This window comes from Bradyrhizobium sp. LB13.1, from assembly GCF_054056815.1.
The window spans coordinates 241,699-257,128 of the sequence record NZ_JBSRYQ010000002.1; the positions used below are offsets into that span (position 1 = coordinate 241,699).

The following is a 15,430-nucleotide window of genomic DNA, read 5'->3' on the forward strand; positions in this document are numbered from 1 at the left end:
GAGCGCCCCGCCTCATCGTCCGCAGGAACAGCGGCGCTGCGGCGGGGATCACAGGTTATCCGCCGGCCCATCCTCTTGGTCTGTGCGGATGTCTTGACATCCCCCCGAAAGACACACCATGACTTCGCTTCCCACGACCATACAGGACGTCTTTAACGAACCGGGCTGCGCCAGGAACGCGAGCAAGTCGAACTTCGAGCGCAAGAATGGATGCACCAAGCAGCTGAAGCCGGGCGGCGTCGCCGGTGGGTGTGCCTTCGATGGCGCCAAAGTCGCACTGCAGCCCTTCACCGACGTCGCCCATCTTGTGCATGGTCCAATCGCCTGTGAGGGCAATTCTTGGGACAATCGCGGTTCCGGCTCCTCCGGCTCCGATCTGTGGCGCAGAAGCTTCACCACGGACATGAGCGAGACCGACATCGTGTTCGGCGGCGAGAAGCGGCTGTACAGAGCAATCAAGGAGATCACAGAGAAATACGACCCGCAGGCCATCTTCGTCTACCAGACATGCGTGCCCGCGATGATCGGTGACGACATCGATGCGGTCTGCAAGGCGGCCTCCGCCAAATTTGGCAAACCGGTCATTCCCATCAATGCACCGGGATTTGTGGGGTCGAAGAACCTTGGCAACAAGCTCGCAGGCGAAGCACTGCTGGAGCACGTCATCGGTACCGGAGAGCCCGACTACACCACTGCGTATGACATAAACATCATCGGCGAATACAACTTGTCCGGCGAGCTCTGGCAGGTCAAGCCGCTGCTCGATGAGCTCGGAATCCGGATCCTGTCGTGCATCTCGGGGGACGGAAAGTATCGCGAGGTGGCTTATTCGCACCGAGCCAAAGCCGCGATGATGGTCTGCTCAAAGGCAATGATCAACGTCGCGCGCAAGATGAGGCAGCGCTACGGCATCCCGTTTTTTGAAGGCTCGTTCTACGGTATTGAGGATTCCAGCGATTCACTACGCCAGATCGCGCGCATGCTGATCGAACGCGGCGCGCCGGCTGAGCTGATGGAACGCACGCAAGCCCTGATCACACGCGAAGAGACCAAAGCCTGGGCTGCGATTGAACGTTTCAAGCCACGCTTTGCCGCCAAGAGGGTTGTTCTCATCACCGGTGGCGTGAAATCCTGGTCGATGGTGGCCGCTTTGCAAGAGGCCGGGCTCGAGATCGTCGGCACGTCGGTGAAGAAATCGACCAGAAAGGACAAGGAACGTATCAAGGAGTTAATGAGCCAGCACGCCCACATGATCGAGGACATGTCGCCTCGCGAGATCTACAAGATGCTAAAGGACGAAAAAGCCGACATCATGCTCTCCGGCGGCAAGTCGCAATTCGTCGCACTAAAGGCGGCGATGCCGTGGCTCGATATCAACCAGGAGCGCTGTCACGCCTATATGGGCTATATCGGGATTCTCAAGCTCATGCAGGAGATCGAGAAAGCGCTCTACAATCCGATATGGGATCAGCTCCGCCAAGCCGCGCCATGGGATGAGTTCGACCGAAAGCGTCAGGCAAAGGCGGCTGCGCAGATGTATGCGCAAGCCGCTGATCCAGTTCGAGACGCGAGCAAGAACGGCGTCAATACGATAAGTCTCTCCAATGGAAATGAGGCCAGCGGTGGCGAGAGCGCGATTGCGGCGCATGGCCTGAATCTCGCAACGGCCGCCAAGCCGTGCACCAATTCCGCCGCACGGTGCGTTGCTTGTAAGGACATTCGTTCCGATCTGCAGCCCCCGACGCTGCAGGCGGCGGAGTAGGGGAACGGCATGGCGATCGTCACTACCTCGAAGAAAGCCTGTTCGGTCAATCCGCTCAAAATGAGCCAGCCGATCGGCGGCTCATTTGCCTTCCTGGGTGTGCGCGGCGCGATGCCGCTTTTGCACGGCCCGCAAGGTTGCACCTCCTTCGGGCTAACGCTGTTCGTGCGCCATTTCAATGAAGCCGTGCCGATGCAGACGACCGCCATGAGCGAGGTTGCCACCGTGCTCGGTGGCCACGAGAATCTCGAACAGGCGATCCTCAACATTTACAATCGCGTCGAGCCCGAGATCATTGGTATCAATTCGACTGGCGTCACCGAGACCAACGGCGATGACGTCGAAGCATTCATCCGGTTGATCCGACAGAAGCATCCAAAGCTCGAGAAGCTCCCCCTTGTCTACGTCTCGACCCCGGATTTCAAGGATGCCTTTCAGGATGGCTGGGGCAAGACGGTGGCGCGGATGATCGAGATTCTTGTGGCTCCCGTCGACACAGCGAGATCGCGCGATATCTCCCGCGTCAACGTGCTACCTGGATGCCACCTCACGCCCGGCGATCTCGACGAGCTTCGCACGATTTTTGAGGATTTTGGGCTCAAGCCCTCGTTCCTGCCGGACGTCGCCGGTTCGCTGGACGGTCACATCCCCGACGAATTCACGCCCACCACGATCGGGGGCATTGGAGTGGACGAGATTGCGACCATGGGGCAGGTGGCCTGGACGATCGCGATCGGCGCGCAAATGCGCCGCGCGGCCGAGGCCATGCAGGTGCGGACAGGCACGCCGTTCCGTCTGTTCGAGCGGCTCTGTGGCCTTATCCCAAATGACGAATTCATCGCCTTCCTGAGCCAGATCAGCGGCCGGTCGGTGCCCTGGAAATATCGCCGGCAGCGTGGACAACTGGCAGACGCCATGCTGGATGCACATTTCCATATCGGCGGCCGCAAGCTCGCGATCGGCGCCGAGCCGGACTTGTTATTCGATCTCTCCAGCTTGCTCCACGAGATGGGCGCACAGGTAAGTGCTGCGGTGACGACGACGAACTCACCGGTGCTCCAGCGGGTCAGGACCGAGGACGTCCTGATCGGCGATCTGGAGGACCTTGAAGAGCTTGCCAGGTCGCGTGACTGCGACCTCTTGATGTCGCATTCACATGGTCGCCAGGCCGCTTCGCGACTCAATGTCCCGTTCTTCCGGGTAGGCTTTCCGATGTTCGATCGCCTTGGCGCTGCGCACCTCACGTCCGTCGGCTATCGCGGCACGCGCAATCTGATCTTTGACATCGCCAATCTGATCATCACCGACCGCGAAGCCAACCATGGGCCGACGCCCGACACCTGGCGATCAACCTGCGGCGGCCCGCAGGTCCATCCGCCCCAGTTGCATTGAGCAGGGAGAGGAAACAACCCGGATGAAAGTTGCATTCGCCACTCAGGACTTGAAGCAGGTCGATGCCCACTTCGGCTGGGCCAAGAACATTGCGATCTACGAGGTCGGCCCCAACGGGCATCGGTTTATTGAGGCGATCCAGTTCGACGGTGACCTCACCGAAGACGGCAATGAGGATAAGCTCGCGCCGAAGATCGAGGCGATCAGGGAGTGCGCAATCCTCTATGTTGCGGCGATTGGCGGCTCGGGTGCTGCGCGAGTCGTCGCCAGGAACATCCATCCGATGAAGGTGCTGCAGCCAGAGCCCATCCACGACCTTTGCGTCAAACTCGAAACCGTGCTGAAGGGCTCGCCGCCGCCCTGGCTGCGGAAGCTGCTCACCAAAAGCCGGGAACGTACGGTGGATTTCGAAGCCTGAAGGAACAAAGATGGCTGATCCGTCTGAAGTCACTCCAGCCGCCGCCGCGGCGGAAGGGCCACTTCTGAAAGAGCTCGTCAAGATTTGGCGCGCCCAGGACACCCACGGCGCCTGGGAGGCAAAAAGGATCTCGAGCTGTTCGAACCCTACGTTCTCGACAACCGCAAGCGCGGTGCGCTGCCGATCGTCGGCAATCCCGACCCGGACACGACATCGCGGCTGGAGCTGTTCCTCGACGCCGTTGTGCTCTCGGTCGAGACGGCAACCGATGTGATGATCTCGCCAATGCTGAAGATGCATCGCGAAGGGTTCGGTCGGATCGTGCTGATCGTCGGCCGGCTCGTTGTCGTGAGCAAGCAGCTGCGCGACGTGCATCGCTTTGGTTTCGACCATCTCTCTGATCTCGCCAATCAGGCGACAAATTCGTCAACAGTGGCGTTGGTGATCCGTAAGTTCCCGGAAGTGGCGAGTTGTTGAGGCTAGTGTGAGCGATATCGAAACTCTGAAAGCGGAAATAAAGAAGCTGTCGGCCAAGGCGACCCAGGCCAAGATGGACCTCCACGATCTCTCCGAGGAGCTGCCGGTCAACTGGTCGTCGATCCTGAGCGTGGCTCAGAAGGCCCACGCTGCCTTCAGCGAGCTCGAAAGCAAGCGCCAATATCTCGAGGCGCTGGACAAAACATAGCGGACGGTTAGCCATGTCATTCAGGACCCGCGACGGTCGCAATTGGAGGCCGGACTACCTGGTTTCTATCGATCTCAACAAGTGCATCGGCTGCGGCCGCTGCTACAAGATCTGCGGCCGTGAGGTCATGACGCTGAAGGGGCTAAGCGAGGGTGGCGAGATCATCGACCTCGACGCGGACGACGATGAGCTCGAAAAGAAGGTCATGGTGCTGAAGGACGAAGGCGCTTGCATCGGCTGCAGCGCCTGCGCCCGGGTGTGCCCAACAAACTGTCAGACCCACACACTACCTGGTTGATTTAGCTTTCTCCGACGAGATCGACGGGTGAGTTGTCAGATACAAGCTGGTAGGGAACGCCCAGATCCGACTTGTTCTAACGTGAAGCCGGCAGTTGCCGAATCGGCCGCGACCTCGCATGGGCCCCCGCGGCGAAGGCCAGCAGGATCGTGAAAACGACAATGCCGACACCGTCATTGAAGAGTGAGTCGCCCTGCTTGTCGACCTCGAGACTTTCAGCTGCCTTTACATTTTGAGCGCACCTATGACCGCCACCGGATCGGTCAGGCTGATGAGAGCGCCAAACACCAGCGCCCAGGACAGCGGCAGCGACTAAGCAAGGAGACCAGCGGCCTGCCAGAATAGAAAGCCAACGATAAACGTCGACGTGAGCGAGGTGAAGGTGGCAAGCTCGATTACGGGTACGGCGCGGCTTACCAATTGCGAGATCGACGTGGAGCGCTCCCCCGAAGAGCAAGAATGCTAGTATCCCGTTCATGACAACCGACGTGAAGTCGATCTGGAGCACTGTCGTTGTTAGCGCTTCGAGCAGATGCTGTTCTGGCGACGAACGCAGAGATCCCGCGTTTACCTGACGCTTCTGGCTCGATTGCAAGGCTTGCGAATAGTGATGACGAACGGTGGATCAGCATACCATAAGCCCTGTGCAAAAAAGGCGGGCTTCGTGCCCCAACCCTTTATTGGGAACGCGTGTGCGCGGATCTCATCATGGCCTGGCTGCAACAGCAGTCCACTTGCCAGAGGGCCGGATATATTTAAGCAACTGGAATCGGCATTCAGGAGAACTGATAAAGAAGGTGTCGCCAGTCTGGCGTCTGACGACTATCCGACACTGTTCTGTCGCCTTTGTTGGTCCGCGACACCGGCCTAGGGTCTGTTGGGATTCATCTGGAGTTTATCGCGGCCGCGGCCAGATAGATCATTGAAGTGAAGCTCTGGTCGGTCTTGTCGGCGCGCATTGCGATGCGCTTGAATTCCTTGAGCTTGCCGAAGAAGTTCTCGATGAGATGCCGCCATTTGTACATCTCCTTGTCGATGGCGAGAGGCTGTGCACGGCGCGGATGCTGGGAGATGACGACTTTGGCGCCACGCGCTTCGAGTTCGGCGATGATGGCGTTGCTATCGAAGGCCTTATCAGCGATCAGCGCGTTGAAGGCCAATCCCTCGATGAGTGGCGGCACGCCCACCGTATCGAAACGCTGTCCCGGCAGGAGCACGAAGCGCACGAGATTGCCGAGCGCATCGGTGAGCGCCAGAATTTTGGTGGTCATGCCGCCTTTCGAGCGGCCGATCGCCTGGCTTTGCGTCCCCCTTTTGCGCCCTGACCGTGGCGGTGGACCTTGACGATGGTGGCGTCGACCATGGCGTATTCCATGTCGGGATCGTCGGAGATGGCCTCGAACAGCCGCTTCCAGACATCCGCCTTCACCCAGTCGCGAAAGCGCGTGAATGTGCTATTCCAGTGGCCGAACATCGCCGGCAGATCCCGCCAGGGACTGCCGGTTCGGGCGATCCACAGAACGGCCTCGACAAACAGTCGGTTGTCCTTGCCGCTGCGGCCCGGATCTCCCGGCTTGCCAAGACAATGCGGCTCCATCTTCGCCCATTGGGCGTCAGTCAAAACGAATCGGTCCATCCCAAGCTTGAATCACAACCAAGCCCCGATGAGAATCCTGAATCCCAACAGACCCTAGTCCGCCGAGCTCTTGTCTGGCCTCAGTTAATCCGCTGAAAAGCAATCACAATCTTTTTCTTCTGTTGGGTCGGCCAAATTGGCACGAGTTTTGACACTCCTTCGTTGCGAGCCGGGAGCCGCCGACCGACCTTCATTTCGTGGATGACACCGCGATCGATGGAACGAAGAAAGAAAATCAAAATGTCAAACCCGCATCAGACAGCATTCTATGGGAAGGGGGCCTCGGCGAAATCGCCCCGATGTACTCCGCAATTTGCCCGGGCGCCTGGCGCGCGCCGGACAGATCAGCCAGCCAACAGGTAAGCAAGATGGACGTGCAAGAAACCACGGCAGCATGCCGGACGCCTTCGCCGAACTGGCGTCGCCAGCGCGGTGGTTGCGCGAGCACGATCCGGTGCATCGCGCGGCGTCGGGCCTCTTTCTGTTGAGCCGCCACGCCGACATCTACTGGGCGCTCAAGGCCACGGGCGATGCGTTTCGGGCGCCGGCGCCGGGCGAACTGGTGCGCTATTTTCCGCGTGCGGCGACCAGCCTGTCACTCAATCTGCTGGCGTCTACACTAGCGATGAAGGACCCACCGGCGCATATGCGTCTGCGCCGGCTGATCTCGCGCGATTTCACCATGCGCCAGATCGAGAACCTGCGGCCGAGCATCGCGCGCATCGTCGCAGCGCGCCCCGACGGCATGGCGCCCGCGCTGGAGCGTGGGAAGCCGGTGGACCTGCATCGGGAATTCGCGCTGGCCTTGCCCATGCTGGTCTTGGCCGAACCTGTTCGGCATGCCCCAGGACGACATGTTCGGGCTCGCCGCCGTCATCGCCCCCATTCTGAGAGGCCTGGGCCCGCACGCCAGCGACCCCCAGCTCGCCGCGGCGGACGCGGCCAGCGCCAGGGTGCAGGCCTACTTCGGCGACCTCTATACAGCGTAAGCGCACCGATCCCCGCCACGACATCGTGTCGATGCTGGTCGGCGCACACGACCACGATGCCGACACGCTGTCGGATGCGGAGTTGATCAGCATGCTTTGGGGCATGCTGCTGGGCGGCTTCTCAACCACTGCTGCGACCATCGACCATGCGGTCTTGGCGATGCTGGGGTATCCCGAACAGCGGCACTGGCTTCAGGGAGACGCCGTGGGGGTGAAGGCATTGGTCGAAGAAGTCCTGCGCCGCGATTCGCCCGTCATGTTCAGCACCACTATGCGTATCGCCCGGCGCGACATCGAATTGGGCGGCGTGGTGATCCCGAAGAACACGGACGTGCCCGTGCTGATCGCGGCCGGCAATCGCGACCCGGACGCCTTCGCCGATCCCGACCGCTTCGATCCCGCGCGGTTCTACGGCACCAGTCCTGGCATGTCGACGGACGGGAAGATCATGCTGAGCTTCGGCACGGCATCCGCTGCTGCGTCGGTGCGCAACTGGCCAGGGTGCAGTTGGCCGAGAGCCTGCCGCGGATCCAGGCGCGCTTCCCCACGCTGGCATTGGCTAAGCCGCCGACCCGGGAGCCCTCCGAGTTCCTTAGGACGTTCCGCGCGCTGCCGGTGCTGCTGCATGCGCAGGGGGGCTGAGATGCGCGTCGTGATCGACCAGGATCTGTGCGCAACCAGCGGGCAGTGCGTGCTGACGCTGCCGGGCAACTTTCGACAGCGCGAACCGGACGGCGTGGCCGAAGTGTGCGTGGCGAGGGTCCCGCAGGCGCCGCACGCGGCCGTGCGGCTCGCGGCCGAAGCGGGCCACGCGGCTGGCCCTGGCCATGGACATCGCCGACGCGCAGTCGGTGGCAGCGCTGCTCGAGACGGCGGAGCGGCACGTCGGTGGGGTTGACCTGGTGAACAACGCGAGCGACATGCATCTGACCCCGCGCCACCGCGCGATCCTCGACCTGGACCTGGCGGTCTCGGATCAGACCATGGCGACCAATCTGCGCGGCACGCTGCTCTGCTGCCGGCAGGCCATATCGCTCGCGGCGGTGGCGCGATCGTCAACAAGTGGTCGTGCCAGGCGCTCAGCGGTGACACCGCGCAGACGTCCTACGCCGCGTCGAAGGGCGGGGATGAAAATGCTGTCGGCCTCGCTCGCCACCCAGTACGGTCATGCGCAGATCCGCTGCAAGGCGATTGCGCCGGGTCTCGTCATGACCGAGCGTCTCCTCGCCATCTGGACGAGTGCATGCAACGGCATCTGCGCCGGCACCAGCTCCTGCCGCGCGTCGGCTGCCCCAAGGGACGTGGCCGCGCTGGTGGCATTCCTGCTCTACGACGATGCTGCGTTCATCACCGGCCAGGTCGTGTGCATCGACGGCGGCATGCTGGCGCATGTGCCGACGTACGCCGACGGTCGCAACAGCCGCGCGGCGCGGCCTGCAGGCACGCCGCCGAAGCGGCCGCGGCGCCGCGCTGCTGATGGACATGCTGCTCAACCCGCTGGACCGTCGGCACCGGCTGCGGCACGACATCCCGCTCCGTGCGCGGCGCTTTCCCCCTGGTCGGGCATCTTCCCGCCATCGTCTGCGACCTGCCGCGCCTGCTGCGGCGCGCGGAACGGACGCTGGGCAGCCACTTCTGGCTGGAGTTCGGCCCTGCCGGACACCTGATGACCTGCGTGGATCCGGATGCGTTTGCACTGCTCCGGCACAAGGACGTGTCCTCGGCGCTGATCGAAGAGATCGCGCCCGAATTGCTTGGCGGAACGTTGGTTACCCAGGACGGCGGCGCGCACCGGCGGGCGCGCGATGCGATCAAGGCGGCGTTCCTGCCCAAGGGGCTGACCCAGGCCGGCATCGGCGATCTGTTCGTGCCCGTCATCCGGGCGCGGGTGCATGCCGGAAGGAGGTCCGCATAGACAAGAGCTGGGAGAGCCTGTTCGATGGCGACATCGGCTTGTCGATCGGCGATGGCAAGAAGATCAGCTGCAGAACGCGGTTGTGAATCATGAGGCGGAGACGTATGCCCTTCTTCGCCGGGTTTGCCCGGATTGCCAAACGTTCCGACCGGTCAAGCACTACACGACACGCCGGATCCGAACCGTCTTCTGCACCGTTGAGGTTCGCAATCCGCGATGGATGCTGTGCCGGAATGCCATCCAGGGGCGATCGAGCGACACCGGAGCTTATGGAACTGCCGGCGCGGCTAGGAAGCATGCTGCCCTACCGGCAGGCGCCGAAGGTGATGCCCGATTTCCTGCCCACTGAACCGACTGAGACGCATGCGACGGACAACGTACCATCAGGATCGGCAAGCGGCTCAACGACCAGGTCATGCAGGACACTGGCGTGCGAGGTCCCAAACGGATGACCGATGCCAGCTTGAGATGCAGCTTCCCGGAGCTCGGCGCAAAGAGTTGGTCATCAGCATCGATACGGCGCACCTTCGTAGCGATGATCAACATTCGGCGCGAAATTGCGAGCTCGTCGTGGCCAGATGCGCCCGCGGAGGACGGGAGAAAGGGGCAGTCGCTATTTCTTAACCGGCAGCACCGATCATCAGGCAATCCGTGATCGTGCTCTTCGCCCTCTCCAGGAAGTCGGATATCGCGGCTTTGGGGATGTGACGGTAATCTCGGACGGGGCCGAAATCCTAAAGCGGCTGCCCGGCGCCATGCCGAAACCAACGACCCACATCATCGACTGGTTTCATATTGCCATGGAGATCCAGCGCATACAGCAGATCGCCGATCGCATCGTACGATCCCGGTCAGGCCCCTTTGAGCGCTCCCAACCATCGGCAGGGACATCAGAGCTGTGAAGTGGCGTCTGTGGCATGGGCGGGTCGGCAGCGCGATCCGCGACCTGGAGCAACTTCCTAGGACAGATTCAGTTGCGGCATTCTGCGTAGCTTCGGTTCGTTCTCTCAACATTGAAGACGTGCGGCCAACTCTGCTCAGCTACCGCTTGGCCGGGTCGGTTTCCATCATTCATGGGCGCAGCTCGTCGATAACTTCGGCTGGCGAGCATCGAACGCCGCGACATCTCTGCGCCACGCAGGCTGGCAAAGGCCTGGAGCACAGCGCCAAAGCCGAACCATACATCGGCGATCCGCCCTCCGAAATGTAACCGCGATCATCAACCGATGAGCATTGGATTCTCCGGATCCCTCATGGATGCAGTCAGGCGGACGGTCGCGGCCAGCCACCCCTCAGTGCAACGACAGTGCTCTTGGCCAACACACGACTAGCAGAGTGGCCGTGTGATCTCCCGAAAGGTAGGCCGATAAGTCCATGACCAGGATTTGTCAGAGCCAGTCCCGGCGAAGCGGGCGCAGTGACCCTCTCACGGCATACTCGTCGAGCTGGCGAGAGAGAGGTCTGAGGTAATGCCTCAGACGGGGCGGTTTTCGCTTCTGTTCTTCACCGGCTCCATTTTGGCCAGGCCGTCCTCGTATGAAACTTCCGTGTATGATCCACCGATGTCCTTGGCCGCGTCGAGCAGGTAGTCGAGCCTACCGGCCGCACCGAGCTTCTGGATGTCATTCTTGTCGACGCCGGCGAGGTCCATCATCTCCTTCCACACAGTTGATTCGTCGCAAGGCAGAATGCGGAAGGTGATGTCGCCTATCTTGGTGCGGTATTTCGCGAGCAGATCAATGTTGTTGCAGAACATGAAATAGCTGCCTTTGGGGCTCAGCCTGCCATCCAGAACCTTTGCGGCCTGAGGTAGATAGGCGAAGGAGTGCAGATATCCGGCAAGGACTGGGATGGTCGGTTCGCCTTCCTGCGCGATTGCAAGAACTTGTTCGATGGAATAGTCCGGCGGTCGTTTTTCGTCGGCGAGCTGGGCTTGGAACTTCAGCGCGATGTCGCCCCGAAATCCAAATCGCCCCGACTTCGTTGTCTCGGTCTTAAGCACCGCATTCAGCAATCGTCCCTCCTTGTCCAAATGGCCAAGAGCGGTTTTGTCGATCGACGTCATGGAAGGCTCCTCATCAATCTGTAGTGTACATGCAGGCCCAATGCGGCATGTCCGCCAACCTTGTGCAAGTTGTTTGCCATGCGCCTATGTCTGTAGCGACGCACAGCGTAAGCGGCGGCTCGGCGCAATGTGCATGAATACGTGCTGGCACCATCACGAGGTCTCGGCCGGATGAGGTCGGGACGCCGGAAAACCGCCTGTCTCAAAGCCGACAGGTCGCAAATCGTATGGTCGCCGCCTGCAAAACCAATCGATTTCAGCTGCATCCGGACTGGCATGGGATTTGCGAATTGTGCCTCGCGACAGAAACTGAGAGCGAGCCAGAAATGATCAACCTAACGGATAGCGCCATCAACGCACTGAAGGCCGCAATCTCCTCGACAACCCAGCCGGCAGGCGGTTTGCGGGTCATGGTCGAAGGCGGCGGTTGCCAAGGGTTCACATACAGAATGGGTCTTGCTCATGAGCCGGTCTCCGATGAACCCGTGTTCGAGCAAGACGGGATCAAAGTCTTCGTCGACAACGCGAGCCGGGCGCATCTCAACGGCACCACGATCGATTTCGTGGTGTCGCTCGAAGGATCAGGGTTCCGCTTCGATAACCCAAATGCCAAATCGAGCTGCTCCTGCGGCAAATCGTTCAGCTGAGCGGCCTTCGGACCATTCGCAAAAGGAGCATCGAACATGGGCCTGAAGGCTGAACGAACGAAGCAGTCTTCGAATGCAGAGGCTTCCGATCGCGAGCGGATTATCCGCGCCGTGCTCGATGACGTTCGGCCAAGCCTCAGGCGTGATCGTGGCGATTGTGAGCTCGTCGAAATCGAAGGCAACAAGCTCATGTTCAGGCTCACCGACGCCTGCATGTTATGCAAGCTTGCGGGAGCGACGCTCGCGGCCATTCAGGCGCGCCAGGTCGAGCGGCTCGGCGAGTTCGTCCGCCTGATCCCGCTCCCCGGAGCTGCCAAAGTGGGGCCTTAAGTGCAGAGCGGACAATCCGTGCGGCCGATCTACCTGGATAACAACGCGACGACCCGTGCACATCCTTTGGTGGTCGCGGCAATGCTGCCGTTCTTCGCTGGGCAATTCGGCAATCCGTCGTCCGGGCATGCATTCGGCATTGAGGTTGCGCCCGCATTGAAACAAGCGCGCCGGAAGCTGCAGGCCCTCGTTGGCGCGGCATTCGATCACGAGATCGTCTTCACCTCGGGGGCAACTGAATCCGACAACACCGCGATCCTGTCCGCGCTCGCCGTGCAGGAAGGACGCGACGAGATCGTCACTACGGCCGTTGAGCATCCAGCCGTGCTGTCCCTTGCCGAGGAGCTGGGCCGACGAGGAATCAATACCCATGTCATTCCGGTCGATGCAAGCGGCCGATTGAACATCGAGGCTTATCGCAACGCATTGTCGAGGCGCACGTCAATCGCCTCGGTCATGTGGGCCAATAATGAGACCGGGACGATATTTCCGGTGAGATCCCTCGCCAAGATGGCGCGCTCAGTCGGCGCGCTCTTTCACACCGATGCGGTCCAGGCGGTCGGGCGGATTCCGATTGACCTGAAGACTACGGACATCGACATGCTGTCGCTCTCCGGCCATAAGGTTTATGGTCCGAAGGGAATCGGCGCGCTGTATGTGCGCAAGGACATCAAATTCCGACCGCTGATCTTCGGCGGCGCACAGGAGCGGCATCGCCGCGCTGGCACCCAAAACGTTCCGGGCATTATTGGGCTCGGCAAGGCGGCGGAACTCGCTGCGGCAGGCCTCATAGAAGAGCAGATGCAGATTGGCGTGCTTCGCGACCGGCTGGAGCAAGGCATTCTCGCTCTCGGCTGTTGCATCGTGCTTGGTGATATCAAGAACCGCTTGCCAAATACGTCCAACATCGCATTCGAGCATCTCGAAGCAGAGGCCATCGTCGACCACCTGAACCACAACGGAATTGCCGTCTCGCTCGGTTCCGCCTGCGCGTCCGGCTCCATGGAGCCGTCCCATGTCCTGCGCGCGATGAGAGTACCACCGGCCTTTTTGCGCGGTGCGGTTCGCTTCTCGCTGTCGCACGAGACGGCGCCGGATGAGATCGATCGTGTCCTGCAAGTCCTGGCGGACATCAATGCCAAACAGAGAGCCTTGTGGCGTGCGTGTCAGGAGCGCGCGGGTGAGAGCTCACAACTTGCGGAGCTCCTATGAAGGTCATGATTCGCCGTTCGCCCGAGACGGGGCTTTCGATTTATGTGCCCAAGAAGGATCTTGAGGAGTCGATTGTCGAATGTGAGCACGAGACGCTGTGGGGTGGTTGGATCAGAATCGCGAACGGGTGGGTGCTCGACCTACCCGCGATGGCGAGTGACACCATCCTTCCAATTACTATCAATGCCAGGAAGCGCGGCGGCGAAGCAACCGAATGATGAATGCTGCGACTCCACAGAACCTCGCCAAACCAGCGGATGCGGAAGCTGTTCTTGGCGCAGCGGTCCGGCCTTTGCGAGGAAGGCCACATCATTCCCTGGCTTTGGCTTGGCGTGATCGAAGGTTCAGCCCAACGTGCCGATGAGTCCGGAAGCGGTCGAAGCGTTCTTGGGAACCAAGATGGCGCCGACGCATGGTGCCAAACGCAATACTCGGCCTAGCATTACAGTTGTCTTTTTGATTTGACATGAGCGCGTTGAGCGGCAGCCTGATGAGCTCTGCGCCAGAAAGACCATGCGATGATGCGTGCGGGTTGAATACGCTTTCGAGCAAGTCTGATGGCAATGCGGCGGATTTCCTGGATTGACCAACGGATCAGCGGCGGCGTGGTTATGCTTTGGCTTTTGCCGGGTGGCGAGGTTTCGTTTTTTTGGGCGGTGGCGGATTAGCGCGCTGTCGGATCGCGGCCATCATGGCGAAGGCCAGCATCACCAAGGACACATGACGGTGCCAGCCATGCCAGGATCTGCTCTCGTTGTGATCCAGCCCGAACTCGTTTTTCGCGGTTTCAAAGCTGTCCTCGATCGCCCATCGATGGCCTTCGACCGCGACCAACGTTTCAATTGATGTTCCCGCTGGGCACCAGGTGGTGAAGAAGGCGAGGTCATCATCGGCGATGCGACGACGGATCAGTAGACCGCGCGTCCATAAACCATCATTTGCGCTGTTGAACTGCTCGGCCTCGAGGTCGGCCAATTCGAGATAACACCAGTCATGCAGCCGCGGTCCTTGGGTTCCGGCTCCCGCCGACAAGCGCTTCCAGTCGGACGGGCGCTGCGTCCGGGCGAGGTCCGCGGCCGTACCGGCGACCGGCGGTCGCTTGCCCCAGGATCGAAACACATGAGCGCTGCTGACCCCAAGCACGTAGCCTTTGCTTTGCCTGCCCGACGTAGTTGCTGTTCGATGTCGCCAACACCGTAGACCGTATCACCGGCGACCCACTTGAATGGTACAGACGCGGCTATCGCACGTGCGATCATTCTCGTCGCAAGCTTTGGTTTGGTCGCAAAGCCGACATCGGCAGGCACGTATGCGTCTTCCAGACGATCTGGATCGTCGGTCCATTCCTTCGGAAGATACAACGCGCAATCGATGAACGCATGACCATGACGCGAAACGTAGGTAGCGAAGACGCCGATCTGGCAGTTCGTGATCTTCCCTGCCGAACCAGTGTATTGCCGCGCCACTCCGCACGAGGCCTAAGGCGTCTGGTACGCGAGCTTGCCGACGTCGTGGCCAGACTGGCAAGAGCCGGGCGAGCTACTCGCGACGGTCGAGCATTTCGCCGTCTACATCAACTGCTGCGAGTTCGCTCCTCGTCCTCTTTAACCCTCGCGCCGCAACGCTGCAAAGGCGCGCTGTCGCATTCCTGATGTATTGTTCGAAATCAGCGGCGCTGTTGATTGCCATTGTTAGTTGGGGTTCTCTTAACTCGTTGGATTGTCGTTAGATCTTTGCGATCCGCGAGCTGGCATGGCATTTGCTATAGCTAAGTCCGTCATTCACGCCGGAAGCGGAGCGCCGCACCCGAGTAATGGTGGGATCGAGATGGGCGATGAACAGAAGTCGGCCCAAGCCGAAATAGTTGGAGGCTATAAACATGGCAACGCACGATCACGACAACAGGTCTAGCCACACCGCCGAGCCCGTCGACGAAGCAGTTCGACGTACCCGGCGAAAGTGCGGCCGAGCAGATAAAGCACATCTGGGAAATGGCGGTTGAGGCTGGCCAGGAGATGAATCGCATCGGTCCCGAACTGCTCCGGCAAAATGCGGAGGCGTTCCAAGACGCCATGCGGGTC

At 60.7% G+C, this 15,430-nt stretch carries 11 protein-coding genes and 7 pseudogenes; 14 read left to right on the forward strand and 4 right to left on the reverse strand.

Going from position 1 to position 15,430, the window contains the following annotated elements; all coding sequences use genetic code 11:
- Positions 1-118: 118 nt before the first annotated feature.
- The 6 genes and pseudogenes from nifE to fdxB all read left to right on the forward strand — a co-directional run bounded on the left by nifE (position 119) and on the right by fdxB (position 4,555).
- Positions 119-1,762 carry a nitrogenase iron-molybdenum cofactor biosynthesis protein NifE gene (nifE, locus tag ACVWYI_RS38535; RefSeq protein WP_354053160.1) on the forward strand — a complete coding sequence of 548 codons (1,644 nt, stop codon included), beginning with the start codon at positions 119-121 and terminating at the stop codon, positions 1,760-1,762.
- 9 nt (positions 1,763-1,771) lie between these two features.
- Positions 1,772-3,154 (forward strand): nitrogenase iron-molybdenum cofactor biosynthesis protein NifN, encoded by a 1,383-nt coding sequence (nifN, locus tag ACVWYI_RS38540; RefSeq protein ID WP_456664792.1) that lies wholly within the window; start codon positions 1,772-1,774, stop codon positions 3,152-3,154.
- Positions 3,155-3,176: 22 nt separating this feature from the next.
- Positions 3,177-3,572, forward strand: a complete 396-nt coding sequence (nifX, locus tag ACVWYI_RS38545) for a nitrogen fixation protein NifX (protein ID WP_247457917.1) — start codon at positions 3,177-3,179, stop codon at positions 3,570-3,572.
- A gap of 10 nt (positions 3,573-3,582) precedes the next feature.
- A pseudogene (locus ACVWYI_RS38550) lies at positions 3,583-4,049 on the forward strand (NifX-associated nitrogen fixation protein).
- A 7-nt stretch (positions 4,050-4,056) separates the two neighbouring features.
- The gene (locus ACVWYI_RS38555; RefSeq protein ID WP_018457678.1) at positions 4,057-4,257 is read left to right on the forward strand and encodes a CCE_0567 family metalloprotein; all 201 of its coding nucleotides are present in this window, start codon (positions 4,057-4,059) and stop codon (positions 4,255-4,257) included.
- 13 nt (positions 4,258-4,270) lie between these two features.
- Positions 4,271-4,555, forward strand: a complete 285-nt coding sequence (gene fdxB, locus ACVWYI_RS38560; RefSeq protein WP_247457916.1) for a ferredoxin III, nif-specific — start codon at positions 4,271-4,273, stop codon at positions 4,553-4,555.
- 884 nt (positions 4,556-5,439) lie between these two features.
- Here fdxB and ACVWYI_RS38565 read toward each other — a convergent pair.
- Positions 5,440-6,191 (reverse strand): annotated as a pseudogene (locus ACVWYI_RS38565) (IS5 family transposase).
- Between the two features lie 368 nt (positions 6,192-6,559).
- Here ACVWYI_RS38565 and ACVWYI_RS38570 point away from each other — a divergent pair.
- From ACVWYI_RS38570 to ACVWYI_RS38585, 4 pseudogenes are all read left to right on the forward strand, one after another.
- Positions 6,560-7,822 (forward strand): annotated as a pseudogene (locus tag ACVWYI_RS38570) (cytochrome P450).
- A gap of 1 nt (position 7,823) precedes the next feature.
- A pseudogene (locus ACVWYI_RS38575) lies at positions 7,824-7,979 on the forward strand (ferredoxin); the annotation flags it as partial.
- Between the two features lie 28 nt (positions 7,980-8,007).
- Positions 8,008-8,502: pseudogene (locus ACVWYI_RS38580) on the forward strand (SDR family oxidoreductase); the annotation flags it as partial.
- Between the two features lie 154 nt (positions 8,503-8,656).
- Positions 8,657-9,083: pseudogene (locus ACVWYI_RS38585) on the forward strand (cytochrome P450); the annotation flags it as partial.
- Positions 9,084-10,569: 1,486 nt separating this feature from the next.
- Here the strand turns inward: ACVWYI_RS38585 and ACVWYI_RS38590 are convergent.
- A complete protein-coding gene (locus ACVWYI_RS38590) occupies positions 10,570-11,160 on the reverse strand; it encodes a hypothetical protein (RefSeq protein ID WP_456664793.1) in 591 nt (196 codons plus the stop codon).
- A 326-nt stretch (positions 11,161-11,486) separates the two neighbouring features.
- On the opposite strand from ACVWYI_RS38590, the gene ACVWYI_RS38595 reads away from it, so the two are divergent.
- Genes ACVWYI_RS38595 through nifT form a run of 4 tightly spaced genes read left to right on the forward strand, consistent with a single transcriptional unit; the run spans position 11,487 to position 13,567 of the window.
- Positions 11,487-11,807: an iron-sulfur cluster assembly accessory protein gene (locus ACVWYI_RS38595; protein ID WP_247457912.1), complete on the forward strand. Its 321-nt coding sequence runs from the start codon at positions 11,487-11,489 to the stop codon at positions 11,805-11,807.
- 36 nt (positions 11,808-11,843) lie between these two features.
- The gene (locus tag ACVWYI_RS38600; RefSeq protein ID WP_456664794.1) at positions 11,844-12,137 is read left to right on the forward strand and encodes a NifU family protein; all 294 of its coding nucleotides are present in this window, start codon (positions 11,844-11,846) and stop codon (positions 12,135-12,137) included.
- Between the two features lie 18 nt (positions 12,138-12,155).
- Positions 12,156-13,349 carry a cysteine desulfurase NifS gene (gene nifS / locus ACVWYI_RS38605; RefSeq protein WP_456664795.1) on the forward strand — a complete coding sequence of 398 codons (1,194 nt, stop codon included), beginning with the start codon at positions 12,156-12,158 and terminating at the stop codon, positions 13,347-13,349.
- Positions 13,346-13,567, forward strand: a complete 222-nt coding sequence (gene nifT, locus ACVWYI_RS38610; RefSeq protein ID WP_018457694.1) for a putative nitrogen fixation protein NifT — start codon at positions 13,346-13,348, stop codon at positions 13,565-13,567. The genes nifS and nifT overlap by 4 nt, the downstream gene beginning before the upstream one ends.
- Before the next feature lie 391 nt (positions 13,568-13,958).
- On the opposite strand, the gene ACVWYI_RS38615 is transcribed toward nifT, so the two are convergent.
- Positions 13,959-14,492, reverse strand: coding sequence for a transposase (locus ACVWYI_RS38615; protein WP_456664796.1), 534 nt, complete (start codon positions 14,490-14,492; stop codon positions 13,959-13,961).
- Positions 14,423-14,815: pseudogene (locus ACVWYI_RS38620) on the reverse strand (transposase); the annotation flags it as partial. The gene ACVWYI_RS38615 and the pseudogene ACVWYI_RS38620, both read right to left, overlap by 70 nt.
- Between the last annotated feature and the right edge of the window lie 615 nt (positions 14,816-15,430).